This window comes from Listeria aquatica (genome assembly GCF_014223975.1).
In the GTDB taxonomy this organism is placed as follows: Bacteria; Bacillota; Bacilli; order Lactobacillales; family Listeriaceae; genus Listeria; species Listeria aquatica.
In genome coordinates this window covers 48,961-63,546 of the sequence record NZ_JAARRM010000008.1, presented here as the reverse complement: position 1 = coordinate 63,546, position 14,586 = coordinate 48,961, and the positions used below count along the sequence as shown (strand labels likewise).

Genomic DNA, 14,586 nt, shown 5'->3' with positions numbered 1-14,586 from the left:
AATGGCAGACTTTTCGTCTGCCATTTTCTAAAACCTATTCATTAAAAGTTTTTTTCGCTAGCGTAAAAGCAGACCAAGCTTTCGGCCACCCCGTATAAAAAGCTAAATGCGTAATCAATTCTACGATTTCTGTTTTTGTCACACCATTTTGTCTAGCTATCTTAAAATGCGCTTCCAACTGGGGCACACCTTGCGTAAGCAAGCTTGCACAAGTAATTAAACTTCTATCACGTGCTGAAAGCTCTGCCTCCCGAGACCAAACTTCGCCAAACAAAACATCATCATTAAGCGCTGCAAATTGCGGCGCAAACTCACCAAGTTGTTCACGCCCCGCCGTTTGTTTTTCCACAAAAAACCCCTCTTTCGTTTTAAAGTTTATCGTATATCTCATCCGAAACTGGTTCAAGCCATTCGGGTGTTCCAGACGTAATCGCGATATGCTCAAACCAGCTATCACGAGTAGCCCCGTGCCAGTGCTTGACACCATCATGTGTGACAACAACGTCCCCAACCTGCAAAAATTGCGCTTCTTTTCCCTCTTCCTGGTACCAGCCTTCACCGCCCGTTACAAGCAAAAGTTGAAAGCCATCGCGATGAATATGCCAGTTATTGCGGCAACCCGGCTCGAAAGTAACATTTCCAACACCCACATTCACTGCTGGATCTGCCACAAGAGTCTTTAAATAACTTTGCCCAACAAAATACTGTGCAAAAGCTTCATTTTTCTCACCTACAGGGAAGATAACCCCATTTTTCACCTGTTCAAACTTCGCCATAAATTCATTCCTCCATTCTACTTTGCTATTCGAACAAAATTCACAGCCATAAAAAAACTGCAACAAAACTTTTTCTAAGTTCATGTTACAGCCAACAAATTTATTTGTCTAATACTTTCTAACTAGCCCATCTATGCCTCAAAAGCATCCTTGAAATATTGTAGCAAAACAGCAACCGACGGCGAGTGCTCCCGGTGCTTCTTCCAGACAAGCACACATTTCGTTTTCACTTCTGGTACGAGTGGTAAAAATTTCAAACGATCTAAATTCCAAGCTGACAACGCACCTTCAATACCAATTGCCGATCCAACATGATTTTCAACCAGTGGAATTACATTAAAAATCAAATTAAATGTCCCCACAATCTGAAATGATACCCCGCTTTCTTTCGCCCAAGATTCAATCATAGCCGCTACTTCCGTACGCGATGAACTGAGCAAGGGTATTCTAGCTAAATCTGCAATTTCGATCTCATCTTGAACCGCCAGAAACGACTCTTTCGAAACAAGCAACCCCCAACGTTCGTCATGTGGGAGAACTAATTTCTCAAACTGTTTCGTATCCACTGGTTCGATAAGCACTGCCAAATCGAGCAAACCTTTCTCTAGTCTTTCAACAATCATATCACTCGTTCCACTAAAAATTGTAAACGTTACCTGCGGATATTCATTCACAAGCTCTTCAAGCATCATCGCAACTGTATCCGAGTTATCTGCCTCAACACAACCGATCGAAACATGCCCGCTAAAAAGCGCTTTTTTCTGATCTTGAAACTCCTGTTCAGTACGCTCCGTAAGCTCCAAAATTTCCTCCGCACGGCTTTTCAGAAGCAGTCCTGCTTCCGTTAAAACAAGTTCTTTATTTTGCCGAACGAATAGTTCTGTCCCAAGACTCGACTCAAATTCCTTTAACTGTCGGCTGAGCGTTGGCTGTGTAATATGAAGAACCTTGGCTGCTCTTGACACATTTCGCTCCTCTGCTACCGTCAAAAAATAACGCAACAATCTGATCTCCAATTTCTACTCATCCTTCCGGTTTTTACAAGCAGCAAGCATTAAAATGGTGACAAGTAACAGTGGCCTTCACCATCTTTTTTCTCCCATCCACCTCATTTGCATAGTCTCTTGATGCCCTTTAGATCATCTACTTGTTAAATTATTTTACTACAAAGCAAGTCTATCATATTTATTTGTGACAATTGAAGTTAAAAAAGGAACACTAAATTACTTTAAAGAAACCAAATAAAAAACCCACTCCCTATATTCGGGAGCAGGTCCAAAAATGTGGTATTAACGTTTCGAGAATTGAGGTGCACGACGAGCAGCTTTAAGACCGTATTTCTTACGTTCCTTCATACGAGAATCACGAGTAAGAAGACCAGCTGATTTAAGAGCTGAACGGTATTCAGGTGCTACTTGAAGAAGTGCACGTGCCACGCCATGACGGATTGCACCAGCTTGACCAGTGTATCCACCACCGTGTACGTTTACTAGTACATCGTAGCTTCCTAAAGTTTCTGTTGCAACTAGTGGTTGCTTGATTACTTCGCGTAGTGCTGCAAATGGGATATAATCTTCCCAGTCACGATTATTGATAACAACTTTGCCATCGCCCGGTACTAAACGCACACGTGCTACTGAGCTTTTACGACGACCAGTTCCGTAATATTGTACTTCTGCCACTATTATTTCCCTCCTTTGATATTAACCGCGTAGTTCGTATGCTTCTGGTTTTTGTGCTGCATGTTCATGCACATCACCTGCATATACGTGTAATTTTTTGAATTGTTGACGTCCTAGAGAAGTTTTTGGAAGCATTCCTTTTACAGAAAGCTCGATTAGTTTCTCAGGATAGTTCGCACGCATTTCGCCTGCTGTACGAGATTTCAATCCGCCTGGATATTGCGAGTGACGGTAATAAATTTTATCTGTTGCTTTTTTACCAGTAAGACCTACCTTACCTGCATTAATTACAATTACAAAATCTCCAGTATCAACGTGTGGAGTAAATTGCGGTTTGTTTTTGCCACGAAGAATAGATGCTACTTCGCTCGACAAACGACCTAGAGAAACATCAGTAGCGTCGATCACGTACCATTTACGTTCTACTTCGCCTTGTTTCGCCATATAAGTTGTACGCATGAGTTACCCTCCTAATAAATTAAAAATTGCGCCCGGAACCGTTCCTTGTTCCGAAACATCTTTATCTTACTTCTATTGTTTTTTCAACACAACAACCTTCCGGGGCTTATTGTGGGGTAAACAATACCATAGTCCATAATACAATTTCTGCCTTTAAAAGTCAATGAATTTCAGGAAAAAAGTCGGATGGGGAAACAAATTAAACTCCGCTTTCGCAGTACGCTATTTTCCGAATTCATCATAAAATACGTTCATCAAATACAAACCTTCTGGAGGTGCCGTTTTGCTTCGCAGCGCTTCTCTATTCTTAGCATCCAACGCTTTTTTTAAATCAATTAGCGAAAGCTTCCCCTGCCCCACATCCATAAGCGCTCCCGTTAGAATCCGCACCATGTTATACAAAAAGCCATCGCCACGATAAGTAATCGCAAAAAGTTCGTCATTCACTTGTTTCATTTCAATCTGATAAAGCGTTCGAACCTTATTCTCCATCTCCGTTCTCGCGCTACAAAATGTTGTGAAATCATGTTCCCCAAGCAGAATCGTGACCGCCTCTTCCATCTTCTGAAGATCAATCGGATAAGGAAAATGCCAAGCAAAGTGGCGCATAAACGGATCAAAAAGTCTTCCACACTGAATCAGGTAACGATATTCTTTTCCAGTCGTATCAAAGCGAGCATGAAAATCCGAGTCCACGGCTTTAACCGACCGAAAACTAATATCCCGAGGCGTTCTCGTCTCAAGTGCCATTCGAAAAGAACCCCCAGGAATCTCAAGCGGAGAATCGAAATGAATAACCTGTCCTTTTGCGTGTACCCCAGCATCAGTCCGTCCTGAAGCCGTTACTCGAATAAATTCTCCTTTATGCATTTTTTGAAGAGCCTGTTCAATTTCGCTTTGCACTGTCCGCTTTTCTGGTTGAACTTGATAGCCAAAAAAGCCGCTTCCATCATAAGCGATAATCGCCTTATAGCGTGTCATGAATTGTTTTTCCTCCTAATTTCTAAAGAACCATAAAAGTACCGTTAAAATAACCAATGATACTAGTAAAAACGTATCTCGCCAGCGCCATTTTAACAATCTAAATTTTGTTCGTCCCTGGCCACCTCGATAGCCTCTCGCTTCCATCGCAATCGCCAAATCTTCCGCACGCTTAAACGCACTAATGAAAAGTGGAATCAAAAGTGGAACAATCGCCTTGATTCGTTCCGTAATTTTCCCACTTGTAAAGTCCACGCCGCGCGCCTTTTGTGCCTTCAAAATCTTCTCCGTTTCATCCATTAGCGTCGGAATGAACCGAAGTGAAATGCTCAGCATTAACGCCAGTTCATGAACTGGCAAGCGTAAAACGCGGAAAGGCATTAGAATCTTCTCCAGTCCATCTGTCAGCTCAATCGGGCTTGTTGTGAGCGTTAGTAACGTCGTCATGAAAACAATCAATACAAAGCGACAAAAGATTTTAATACCGTTCAATAGCCCGAGTGTCGTAACTTTGATCGGGCCAAGCGCGAGCAAAGTATCTCCACCTTGTGTGAAAAAAACTTGCAATAATAACGTAAGTAAAATCAAAATCATAATGGGCTGCAGTCCTTTTACAAAAAACATAAAAGGAACCTTTGAACTAAAAACTAAATAAAGCACATAGGCAAATAAAAATAAGTAAGTTAGCCAGTTGTTGGCCATAAAGACAATGACAATAAAGTACATCACCGCCGTGATCTTAGCCCGCGGATCAATACTATGAAGCCAAGAATCCCCTGGGATATAACGTCCCAAAATCATTTTATCCATCATAGTGGATTCCTGCCTTCAGGTAAAAACCGCATCATTTCTTCCAAAAGCTCATCCATGTTTAGGCAAACTTTAGAAAAAGAAACCGAAAATTTCTTTTCAAAGTCTCGTTGAAAACGAACAACCTCAGGAACAAGCAGTCCAAGTTCAGATAAGCGTTCAGACTCCTGGAAAATTTCACGAGGTGTGCCAATCCGGTCCACTGTTCCCTCTTTCATCAACACGATTTTTTCAGCATACTGAGCGGCATCCTCCATGCTGTGAGTCACAAGCACAGTAGTCAAATTTTTTCGTTCATGAAGCGCGTAAAACATTTCCATGATTTCTCTTCGACCACTTGGATCTAATCCTGCTGTGGGTTCATCCAAAACTAAAACTTCTGGTTCCATCGCAAGCACGCCTGCAATTGCAACGCGGCGCATCTGTCCTCCTGAAAGTTCAAATGGTGAGCGTTCCAAGATATCTTCTGTAAGTCCAACCTCGTGAATGGCTTCCCGAGCACGCTTTTCCGCTTCTTCTAGCGGGACACCGAAATTTAACGGGCCAAAACAAATATCTTTTTGTACCGTTTCTTCAAATAACTGCGCTTCTGGAAACTGAAAGACAATCCCCACTTTCTTGCGAATGTTTTTCAATTTTTTCTGCTTTTCACCAGCTAAAATTTCCCGGTCGAATATTGTGATTTTTCCTTCTGTGGGAAGCAGGAGCGCATTCAAATGTTGCAAAAGCGTTGATTTTCCGGATCCAGTGTGCCCAACGATCGCGGTATAACTCCCATCTTCAAACGAAACGGTAACGTCTTCTAAAGCCCGTTTTTCAAAAGGACTATTCTTTTGATAACAAAAACCTAATTGTTCGAGTTTAATCGCCATAATAATTCAAGCAACGCTCCTTCCGAAAGAATCGGCTCATCAATTTGAATGCCGCGTTCCGAGAGTTTTTCTTCCAGTTCAACGATAAACGGGACGCCAAGACCGATTCGCTTCATCTCTTCAGGTGCTTCAAAAATTTCCTGTGGCGTTCCTTCTTTGAATCGTTTTCCTTCATTCATCACAATTACACGATCCGCATAAAGTACTTCATCAAGGTCATGCGTAATTGAAATAACAGTAATTTCTTCGCGCTCGCGCAAATTTCGTATCGTTGCCATTACTTCTGCTCGTCCACGCGGATCAAGCATCGAAGTCGCCTCATCCAAAATAATCACATCAGGCTGGAGGGCAAGCACACCCGCAATCGCAACACGTTGCTTTTGACCGCCAGAAAGTCTTGCTGGTTCATGCAGGGCATAATCCGTCATCCCGACTTCACGAAGTGCCTCTTCCACTCGCTTGACCATTTCTTCATGCGGTACCCCATGATTTTCCAATCCAAAAGCTACATCATCCTGGACCGTTGCACCCACAAATTGATTATCTGGATTTTGAAAAACCATTCCCACTTGTTTGCGAATTTCCCATATCGTCGTTTCACTTAACGCAAAGTGACCAATCTTGATTAAGCCGCTTTCAGGGAAGAGCAACCCGTTAAGTAGCTTAGCAAGTGTTGATTTTCCCGAACCGTTATGGCCGACAAGTGCAAGCCATTCACCTTTTCTTACAGAGAAAGTCACATCCTCTACCGCAAAATTATCTTCTTCTTCATATTTATAAAAAACGTGCTCTAAACGCACAAAATCTTCTGACAAGCCTCGCACCCCATTTCAAATGGTTAACACCTATTTATTATAGTATAAAGCCAATTCTTAAGCAAAGCTTGTTTTTTTCTTTTGAAAGCGGGAAAATAGAAGGAGATGAGGAGTGATTTTATGTGGCTTGAATTTTTATTACGCTTAACTGTCGCAGGAATTTTAGGGGGTATCATCGGGCTCGATCGTGAACTTCGAGCAAAAGAAGCCGGCTTCAGGACGCATTTTCTAGTTTCGCTCGGCAGCGCTCTAATCATGATTGTTTCTCAATATGGCTTTTTCGGTGTAACTGGTCATGCCAACGTTTCCTTTGACCCTAGCCGTGTAGCGGCTCAAGTCGTTAGCGGAATTGGTTTTATCGGCGCCGGAACTATTATTATTCAAAAGCAATTTGTTCGTGGTTTAACCACCGCTGCTGGTCTTTGGGCAACTTCTGGCATCGGCCTTGCCACTGGAGCTGGTCTATATACACTTGGCGTCGGTGCAACGGTACTCACATTAATTGGACTTGAAGCACTAAGTTTCTTTAGTAAATCTGTTGGTTTTCACACCGTTCTCTTAATCTATTCAACGAACGATAAAAGTAACTTGGCTGCTATTACGAATTATCTGCATGAGCACGACTACTTAATCTCTACATATGAGACAAAACGCGAGCCTTTCGGTGATGTCGATGCTTATCAAGTAACCATGCAAATTAAGTCAAAATCCATTCAAGAAGAAAGAGAAATCTTTCAATATATCCAAAATTTGCCCCATGTGACAATCGAACGAATGGAATGAAAAGCAAATAGCCACTAGGAATAGTTAAAATTATCCTAGTGGCTATTTACATAAAAAAACTCAAAGCACATACACACTTTGAGCGAATCGAAAACAAAAAAAGCCTGCGCTCCCCGCGAGATACTCGCAGGGAACACACAGAGCTAGACAAGACAAAGAATGGTGCTTTCGCTTATCATCACACTCTACTTGCTTTAAAGTTCATTATTAAACTAGTTCAATGATAACCATTGGCGCTCCGTCACCACGACGAGGGCCTTTTTTATAGATACGAGTGTATCCACCTTGACGTTCTGCATAACGTGGTGCAACATCGTCAAATAGTTTTTGAAGTGCATAAACAGCTTGGTTTTTCTTACCGCCGTCTTTTGCATCAACTTGTTTAACACTAGCTACTTCATGACGAATGAATGCCGCAGCCTGACGACGAGCGTGCAAGTCACCTTTTTTACCAGAAGTAATAAGACGATCTACAACTTTACGAACTTCTTTAGCACGTGTTTCAGTTGTTTCGATACGTTCATGAACGATTAAATCCGTTGCAAGATCACGAAGCAATGCTTTACGTTGTGCACTTGTACGGCCTAATTTTCTGTAACCCATGGAATTCCCTCCTTACATTTCTAATCAGTTTTCGTTGCGAAGACCTAAGCCAAGATCAGCCAGTTTCACTTTTACTTCTTCTAAAGATTTACGACCCAAGTTACGAACTTTCATCATATCATCTTCAGATTTGTCAGCGAGTTCTTGAACTGTATTGATTCCAGCACGTTTTAGACAGTTATAAGAACGAACCGATAAGTCAAGTTCTTCAATTGTCATTTCAAGTACTTTTTCTTTATGGCTTTCTTCTTTTTCAATCATGATCTCAGCTTTTTGTGCTTCATCTGTTAAGTTAACGAAAATGCTCAAGTGCTCAGAAAGAATTTTTGCGCCAAGTGACACAGCTTCTTCTGGACTGATACTTCCGTCAGTTAGAACATCAAAAGTCAGCTTATCATAATTTGTAGATTGACCAACACGTGTATTCTCAACTTGGTAGTTCACACGAATTACCGGCGAGAAAATTGAATCTATCGGAAGGACACCGATAGGCATGCTTTCACGTTTGTTTTGATCAGCCGGCGTATAACCGCGGCCACGAGCAGCGTTAAGGCGAACATGAAATTTCGCGTTGTCGCTCAACGTTGCAATGTGAAGATCTGGATTCAAAATTTCGACATCACTATCATAATTAATATCTCCAGCTGCTACAACACCAGGTCCTTGTATATCAATCTCTAATGTTTTTTCTTCATCAGAGTAAACTTTAAGTGCCAGTTTTTTGATATTCAAAATTATGGTTGTCACATCTTCAACTACACCTTCAATTACAGAAAACTCATGTAAAGCTCCATCAATTTGAATGGACGTTACAGCAGCGCCTGGAAGTGAAGATAATAGAATACGACGTAAGGAGTTACCCAAAGTTGTACCATATCCACGCTCAAGTGGTTCTACAACAAACTTTCCATATTTGGCATCATCGCTGATCTCAATCGTCTCGATTTTTGGCTTTTCAATTTCGATCATTCAAATATACCCTCCTTCAAAACGTCTTATTTCAGAAACCTAGTCGAACCTCAATTGTGCTTCAAAATATCGCTGTTTTAAAAGTTGCGCACAAAGACGACTACTTATACACGACGACGTTTTGGAGGACGACATCCATTGTGAGGAACTGGAGTAACATCTTTAATTGCAGTAACTTCAAGACCTGCGGCTTGAAGAGCACGAATAGCTGCTTCACGACCTGCACCAGGACCTTTAACTGTTACTTCAAGAGATTTAAGACCATGTTCCATCGCTGCTTTTGCTGAAGTTTCTGCTGCCATTTGAGCTGCAAAAGGAGTAGATTTACGAGAACCTTTAAAACCTAAAGCACCAGCACTAGACCACGATAAAGCATTACCATGTGTATCAGTAATCGTTACAATTGTATTATTAAATGTAGAACGAATGTGTGCAATACCATTTTCGATATTCTTTTTCACACGACGTTTACGAGTGTTTGTTTTACGTGCCATTCACTAATTACCTCCTTTACTATTCGTTTATTTCTTCTTACCTGCGACAGTCTTAGAAGGACCTTTACGAGTACGCGCATTATTTTTCGTATTTTGTCCGCGAACAGGAAGTCCACGACGGTGACGCATACCGCGGTAAGAACCGATTTCGATTAGACGTTTAATGTTTAAGTTCACTTCACGACGAAGATCCCCCTCAACTTTAATACGGTCTACGATTTCACGGATTTTACCTAATTCTTCTTCACTTAAATCTCTCGTACGTACATCTTCAGAAACGCCTGCTTCTTCCAAGACTTTAGCAGCTGTTGCTTTTCCGATACCGTAGATGTAAGTTAGTGAGATCACGATACGTTTTTCACGTGGAACATCCACACCTGCAATACGTGCCATCTAATCAAGCACCTCCTTATTTTCTATAATCAACCTTGTTTTTGTTTATGCTTAGGGTTTTCACAGATTACCATAACTTTACCTTTACGACGAATAACTTTACATTTTTCGCACATAGGTTTAACAGATGGTCTTACTTTCATTCCATATACCTCCTTGTTTACTAGAGAAAATGTCTCTATAAACCGATAACTACTAAGCTGGCGAACCAGACCGGTATATAAATTCAATTTCGGAGTGCAAATTATTTAAAACGATAAGTGATTCTTCCACGAGTCAGATCGTATGGGGAAAGTTCAACAGTTACTTTATCCCCTGGTAAAATACGGATGTAGTGCATACGAATTTTACCTGAAACAGTGGCAAGCACTTCATGCCCATTTTCGAGTTCAACTTTAAACATTGCGTTAGGCAAAGTTTCTTGTACTACGCCTTCAACTTCTATTACATCTTCTTTAGCCATATGTTCGCTACCTCCTTCTCGGTTACTAGACCACTTGGTTCCGATTTTATCAGTGTAAAACTTGATTACATGAAAAAACGTGAAAAGAGATCTGCTTCTATCATTTCAAAAAGCCGACCTGCCTTTAGACAACCTGAAAAGTGAAATCCGTAATCCGGAAAACTTGAGTGCAAAGACTAAAGTTCGGTTTAGCAAATGTTTCGGATAATCCTCAAATGGTTCTCTCGTTCATCATGATTTGCAAAAATGCTTATATTCCACTGCCAATTATCCATTATACTACAAATCAACAGGATTTGCACGTTTAAATTCTCAGCAGTGTTCAAGCCTTTCTCCTTTAAAAAGAAGCAAGAATTTGATCTACATCAAGAAAAACTTTATTAATCTCTTGTTCGCCATTAATACTATGAAGTTTACCTGTTTTCGTGTAAAAATCAAGCAAAGGTTTCGTCTGTTTCAAATTCACATTTAATCGATTTTCAACGGTTTCCTTTTTATCGTCTTCACGTTGATAAAGTTCAGAACCATCGACGTCGCATTTTCCAGCTACTTTTGGCGGGTTATAGAGCTCATGATATGTTCTGCCACAAGTTGGACAGATCCAGCGTCCCGTAAGACGTTTCATCAGAGATTCTTTTGGTACATCAATATTGATGACCGCATCGAGTTCAGTCCCAAAGTCACTTAAAATACGTTCAAGCTCTTCAGCTTGGGCAACAGTTCTTGGAAAACCATCTAGGAGAAAACCACTTTTTGCATCATCTTGAGCTAGACGTTCGCGAACAATACCATTTGTCACTTCATCAGGAACTAAGTCGCCTTTATCCATATAAGATTTAGCTTCAAGTCCTAGTTCAGTTTCATCTTTCATTGCTTGACGAAACATATCTCCTGTTGAGATGTGGGGAATATGATATTTTTCAACAATTTTCTCGGCTTGTGTACCTTTACCGGCACCAGGAAGGCCCATTAATACTAGTTTCAATTGATTCGCTCCTTGTACCCGCAAGGCAGACCTGCTAGGAAAACCATAGCAAGTGCCCGCGCGTTATTTGATGAATCCTCGATAATTCCGTTTAACCAGTTGCCCTTCCAATTGTTTCGTTGTATCAAGTGCTACCCCGATAACGATTAGAAGACTCGTGCCACCGATTGCGAGCGTTTGAGGTAATCCAAATGCTGTCGTTCCGATTGTCGGAATGATTGCAACTGCGGCAAGGAATAAGGCTCCGATGAAGGTCAAGCGATAAAGTACCGAAGTAAGATAAGCTTGTGTTTCCCTTCCCGGACGTTTACTTGGAATATATCCACCTTGCTTTTTCAAGTTATCTGCCACTTTTTCAGGGTTAACTTGGATAAAAGCATAAAAATAAGTGAATGCGATGATCAGAGCTACATACAAGACCATGCCAATCGGTTTTGTATAATCAAATACGTTTTTGAGTACAGATACAACACCGTTACTACTATCAAAGAACGTCAAGATCGTTTGCGGTGTGATAATAAAAGCACTCGCAAAGATTACTGGAATAACCCCAGCAGAGTTCAATTTTAGTGGTAAGTGAGTAGCTTGCGCACCCGCTTGTTTATTTCCAGCTACACGTTTTGAATACTGGATCGGAATTTTACGTAGCGCTTGTTGGAAGTAAATAACTACAACAACAATTAGAAGTGCAGCAAGTGCAATTCCAGCAAGAACTAAGATGTGAAGGAAAAGTTGATCACCAGCATCTTCAATTTGTTGAACGTAAACTTGACGAATTCCATCTGGAATACGAGCTACGATCCCCGCGAAGATGATAATGGAAATCCCGTTTCCGACACCTTTAACCGTAATTTGTTCACCAAGCCACATTAAAAACATTGTTCCTGTTGTAAGCACAATCGCAACAACGATGTACTGCGCTACAGAAGCGTTGAAGATAAGTGTGGACCCTGACAAACGGTTAAATCCGTAAGCCATACCGAAGGCTTCAATAAGTCCCAAACCAATTGTCAAATAACGCGTCAATTGATTGAGTTTTTTACGTCCCATTTCACCTTGTTTAGACCACTCAGTGAGTTTTGGAACAACATCCATTTGTAAAAGTTGTACAATGATGGACGCAGTGATGTAAGGCATAACCCCCATCGCAAGAACGGAGAAATTTTTAAGTGCCCCACCATTAAAGGTGTTTAAGAACCCAAAAATACCGCCTTCCATTGTTTGTTGCAATGCCGCTGCATTCACCCCAGGCACAGGTATGAATGTTCCAATACGGAAAATGATAAGCATCGCAAGGGTGAAGAAAATCTTATTCCGAATATCTTTTACACGGAAAAAGTTTACTAACGTTTGAAACATTAGATCACCTCAGCTTTTCCGCCGGCAGCTTCGATTGCTTCCTTAGCTGCTGCAGAAAACTTATTAGCTTTCACTGTAAGTTTCTTCTCAATAGATCCATTCGAAAGGATTTTAATACCAGATTTAGCATTGTTCACAACACCTGTTTCAATTAGAAGTTCAGGTGTTACTTCAGTGCCGTCTTCAAAACGGTTTAAAACATCTAAATTCACAATCGCGAATTCTTTACGGTTGATGTTTGTAAAACCACGTTTAGGCAAACGACGGAAAAGTGGAAGTTGTCCACCTTCAAATCCTAAACGTACGCCACCGCCTGAACGAGCTTTTTGCCCTTTATGTCCACGGCCGGCAGTTTTTCCGTTACCAGAGCCTGTTCCACGACCAACACGATTGCGCTCTTTGCGCGAACCTTCTGCAGGTTTTAATTCGTGAAGTTTCATGTTCAAGCACCTCCTCCTATTTCTTCTTTATTTCATTAAATATACTAGCTTAAACTTCTTTTACGTCTAGAAGATGACTAACTTTGTTAATCATCCCACGAATTGCAGGATTATCTTCTTTAACGACAACGGAATGTGTCTTGCGAAGGCCTAATGCCTTTACAGTTTCACGTTGATCTCCGGGACGACCGATTAAGCTACGTTTTAGAGTAAGTTCTAATTTAGCCATAATGATAATTCCCTCCTTATCCTAACAATTCTTCAACTGTTTTACCGCGAAGTTTAGCTACTTCTTCAGCTTTTTTAAGTTGTTTAATTCCATCAATTGTCGCACGAACCATGTTGATTGGCGTGTTTGATCCAAGTGATTTAGAAGACACATCCGCAACCCCAGCAAGCTCAAGTACGGCACGAACTGGACCACCAGCCGTTACCCCAGAACCGGCATTTGCTGGTTTAAGTAGGATTTCTCCACCACCAAAGTGACCAACTACTGTGTGAGGAATTGTAGTTCCAACAGTTGGTACAAACACCATGTTTTTCTTAGCGTCTTCGACAGCTTTGCGGATCGCATCTGGAACTTCTTGTGCTTTACCAGTACCGAATCCAACATGACCGTTTTTATCGCCAACAACCACAAGTGCTGTAAAACGGAATCGACGTCCACCTTTTACAACTTTAGCAACACGGTTGATTGTAACAACGCGTTCTTCTACATCTAATTTGTTTCCATCAATAATTTCAGCCATCTAAGTTTTCCCTCCTTCTTTATTAGAATTCTAATCCATTTTCGCGAGCTGCATCAGCGAGCGCTTTAACACGGCCATGGTACAAGTACCCTCCGCGGTCGAAAACAACTGCAGAAATTCCTTTTTCAGAAGCACGTTTTGCAACTAATTCGCCAACCTTGCTAGCAGCGTCAACTTTTGATTCAGCAGAACCAAAGTCTTTATCTAAATTCGAAGCACTTACAAGTGTTACGCCATTTACGTCATCAACTAGTTGAGCGTAGATATTTTTATTAGAACGGAAAACGTTTAGACGAGGACGGCTTTCAGTTCCAGTAATTTTAGAGCGAACACGAGCATGTCTTTTTTTACGAACTTTATTTTTATCGATTTTAGTAATCACACGACTCACCTCTTCTCTTATCGCTTACGCGGCATTATTTACCAGTTTTACCTTCTTTGCGGCGTACATATTCGCCTTCATAGCGGATACCTTTACCTTTATATGGTTCAGGCGGACGTACAGCACGAATATTAGCAGCAAGTTCACCAACGTGTTCTTTGTTGAAGCCTTTTACGATTACTTTAGTATTCGCAGGCACTTCAATTTCGACACCTTTTGGCGCTTCAAATTCGACTGGATGGGAATACCCTACGTTAAGAACAAGTTTTGAACCTTGTTTTTGAGCACGGTAACCGACACCGACTAATTCAAGTGATTTTTCGTAGCCCTCTGAGACCCCAACAACCATGTTATTTAGGACTGCACGAGTCGTACCATGAAGAGCACGGTGATTTTTATTGTCAGATGGACGTGAAACGTTAATTTCACTTCCTTCGATTTCAATTTTAATCTCAGGATTAAACTCTCTTACAAGTTCACCCTTAGGACCTTTAACTGTTGCCTTATTTCCATCAAGTGTAACTGTTACACCAGCAGGAATTGTAATAGGCTTTTTACCGATACGGGACAT

General features: G+C 41.2%; 23 protein-coding genes. 1 reads left to right on the top strand and 22 read right to left on the bottom strand.

What is annotated here, in order from left to right; all coding sequences use genetic code 11:
• Positions 1-34 precede the first annotated feature (34 nt).
• The 9 genes from HB912_RS13015 to HB912_RS12975 form a co-directional block, all read right to left on the bottom strand.
• On the bottom strand, positions 35-349 hold the full coding sequence (locus HB912_RS13015) for a carboxymuconolactone decarboxylase family protein (RefSeq protein ID WP_185375168.1): 315 nt from the start codon (positions 347-349) through the stop codon (positions 35-37).
• Between the two features lie 19 nt (positions 350-368).
• The gene (locus HB912_RS13010; protein WP_036072909.1) at positions 369-776 is read right to left on the bottom strand and encodes a cupin domain-containing protein; all 408 of its coding nucleotides are present in this window, start codon (positions 774-776) and stop codon (positions 369-371) included.
• A gap of 131 nt (positions 777-907) precedes the next feature.
• The gene (locus HB912_RS13005) at positions 908-1,792 is read right to left on the bottom strand and encodes a LysR family transcriptional regulator (RefSeq protein WP_185375166.1); all 885 of its coding nucleotides are present in this window, start codon (positions 1,790-1,792) and stop codon (positions 908-910) included.
• Between the two features lie 273 nt (positions 1,793-2,065).
• Positions 2,066-2,458 (bottom strand): 30S ribosomal protein S9, encoded by a 393-nt coding sequence (gene rpsI, locus HB912_RS13000; RefSeq protein WP_036072905.1) that lies wholly within the window; start codon positions 2,456-2,458, stop codon positions 2,066-2,068.
• Positions 2,459-2,479: 21 nt separating this feature from the next.
• Positions 2,480-2,917, bottom strand: coding sequence for a 50S ribosomal protein L13 (gene rplM, locus HB912_RS12995; protein WP_036072903.1), 438 nt, complete (start codon positions 2,915-2,917; stop codon positions 2,480-2,482).
• A gap of 222 nt (positions 2,918-3,139) precedes the next feature.
• Positions 3,140-3,898, bottom strand: a complete 759-nt coding sequence (truA, locus tag HB912_RS12990; RefSeq protein ID WP_185375164.1) for a tRNA pseudouridine(38-40) synthase TruA — start codon at positions 3,896-3,898, stop codon at positions 3,140-3,142.
• A 15-nt stretch (positions 3,899-3,913) separates the two neighbouring features.
• The gene (locus tag HB912_RS12985; protein WP_185375162.1) at positions 3,914-4,711 is read right to left on the bottom strand and encodes an energy-coupling factor transporter transmembrane component T family protein; all 798 of its coding nucleotides are present in this window, start codon (positions 4,709-4,711) and stop codon (positions 3,914-3,916) included.
• Positions 4,708-5,580, bottom strand: coding sequence for an energy-coupling factor ABC transporter ATP-binding protein (locus HB912_RS12980; protein ID WP_185375160.1), 873 nt, complete (start codon positions 5,578-5,580; stop codon positions 4,708-4,710). The genes HB912_RS12985 and HB912_RS12980 overlap by 4 nt, the downstream gene beginning before the upstream one ends.
• Positions 5,556-6,395: an energy-coupling factor ABC transporter ATP-binding protein gene (locus tag HB912_RS12975; protein ID WP_185375158.1), complete on the bottom strand. Its 840-nt coding sequence runs from the start codon at positions 6,393-6,395 to the stop codon at positions 5,556-5,558. The genes HB912_RS12980 and HB912_RS12975 overlap by 25 nt, the downstream gene beginning before the upstream one ends.
• A 120-nt stretch (positions 6,396-6,515) precedes the next feature.
• On the opposite strand from HB912_RS12975, the gene HB912_RS12970 reads away from it, so the two are divergent.
• Positions 6,516-7,178: an MgtC/SapB family protein gene (locus HB912_RS12970; RefSeq protein ID WP_036072897.1), complete on the top strand. Its 663-nt coding sequence runs from the start codon at positions 6,516-6,518 to the stop codon at positions 7,176-7,178.
• A 207-nt stretch (positions 7,179-7,385) separates the two neighbouring features.
• Here the strand turns inward: HB912_RS12970 and rplQ are convergent, their stop codons facing one another.
• The 13 genes from rplQ to rplF form a co-directional block, all read right to left on the bottom strand.
• Positions 7,386-7,781: a 50S ribosomal protein L17 gene (rplQ, locus tag HB912_RS12965; protein WP_115753714.1), complete on the bottom strand. Its 396-nt coding sequence runs from the start codon at positions 7,779-7,781 to the stop codon at positions 7,386-7,388.
• Between the two features lie 24 nt (positions 7,782-7,805).
• A complete protein-coding gene (locus tag HB912_RS12960) occupies positions 7,806-8,750 on the bottom strand; it encodes a DNA-directed RNA polymerase subunit alpha (RefSeq protein ID WP_185375156.1) in 945 nt (314 codons plus the stop codon).
• 104 nt (positions 8,751-8,854) lie between these two features.
• Positions 8,855-9,244: a 30S ribosomal protein S11 gene (gene rpsK / locus HB912_RS12955; protein WP_036072890.1), complete on the bottom strand. Its 390-nt coding sequence runs from the start codon at positions 9,242-9,244 to the stop codon at positions 8,855-8,857.
• 27 nt (positions 9,245-9,271) lie between these two features.
• Positions 9,272-9,637 (bottom strand): 30S ribosomal protein S13, encoded by a 366-nt coding sequence (gene rpsM / locus HB912_RS12950; RefSeq protein WP_036072887.1) that lies wholly within the window; start codon positions 9,635-9,637, stop codon positions 9,272-9,274.
• 29 nt (positions 9,638-9,666) lie between these two features.
• Positions 9,667-9,780: a 50S ribosomal protein L36 gene (gene rpmJ / locus HB912_RS12945; protein WP_003720928.1), complete on the bottom strand. Its 114-nt coding sequence runs from the start codon at positions 9,778-9,780 to the stop codon at positions 9,667-9,669.
• A 101-nt stretch (positions 9,781-9,881) separates the two neighbouring features.
• Complete coding sequence (gene infA, locus HB912_RS12940; protein WP_036072884.1) at positions 9,882-10,100, bottom strand: translation initiation factor IF-1; 219 nt, start codon at positions 10,098-10,100, stop codon at positions 9,882-9,884.
• Between the two features lie 337 nt (positions 10,101-10,437).
• Entirely contained in the window at positions 10,438-11,085 is a 648-nt protein-coding gene (locus HB912_RS12935) for an adenylate kinase (protein ID WP_185375154.1), read from the bottom strand.
• A gap of 63 nt (positions 11,086-11,148) precedes the next feature.
• Positions 11,149-12,444 carry a preprotein translocase subunit SecY gene (gene secY / locus HB912_RS12930; protein WP_036072881.1) on the bottom strand — a complete coding sequence of 432 codons (1,296 nt, stop codon included), beginning with the start codon at positions 12,442-12,444 and terminating at the stop codon, positions 11,149-11,151.
• Complete coding sequence (rplO, locus tag HB912_RS12925; protein ID WP_036072879.1) at positions 12,444-12,884, bottom strand: 50S ribosomal protein L15; 441 nt, start codon at positions 12,882-12,884, stop codon at positions 12,444-12,446. The genes secY and rplO overlap by 1 nt, the downstream gene beginning before the upstream one ends.
• 49 nt (positions 12,885-12,933) lie before the next feature.
• Positions 12,934-13,113 carry a 50S ribosomal protein L30 gene (gene rpmD, locus HB912_RS12920; RefSeq protein ID WP_036072876.1) on the bottom strand — a complete coding sequence of 60 codons (180 nt, stop codon included), beginning with the start codon at positions 13,111-13,113 and terminating at the stop codon, positions 12,934-12,936.
• Between the two features lie 16 nt (positions 13,114-13,129).
• Positions 13,130-13,633 carry a 30S ribosomal protein S5 gene (gene rpsE / locus HB912_RS12915; protein ID WP_036072874.1) on the bottom strand — a complete coding sequence of 168 codons (504 nt, stop codon included), beginning with the start codon at positions 13,631-13,633 and terminating at the stop codon, positions 13,130-13,132.
• Between the two features lie 22 nt (positions 13,634-13,655).
• Positions 13,656-14,015, bottom strand: a complete 360-nt coding sequence (gene rplR / locus HB912_RS12910) for a 50S ribosomal protein L18 (protein ID WP_185375152.1) — start codon at positions 14,013-14,015, stop codon at positions 13,656-13,658.
• Between the two features lie 34 nt (positions 14,016-14,049).
• Positions 14,050-14,586, bottom strand: a complete 537-nt coding sequence (gene rplF, locus HB912_RS12905; protein ID WP_036072870.1) for a 50S ribosomal protein L6 — start codon at positions 14,584-14,586, stop codon at positions 14,050-14,052.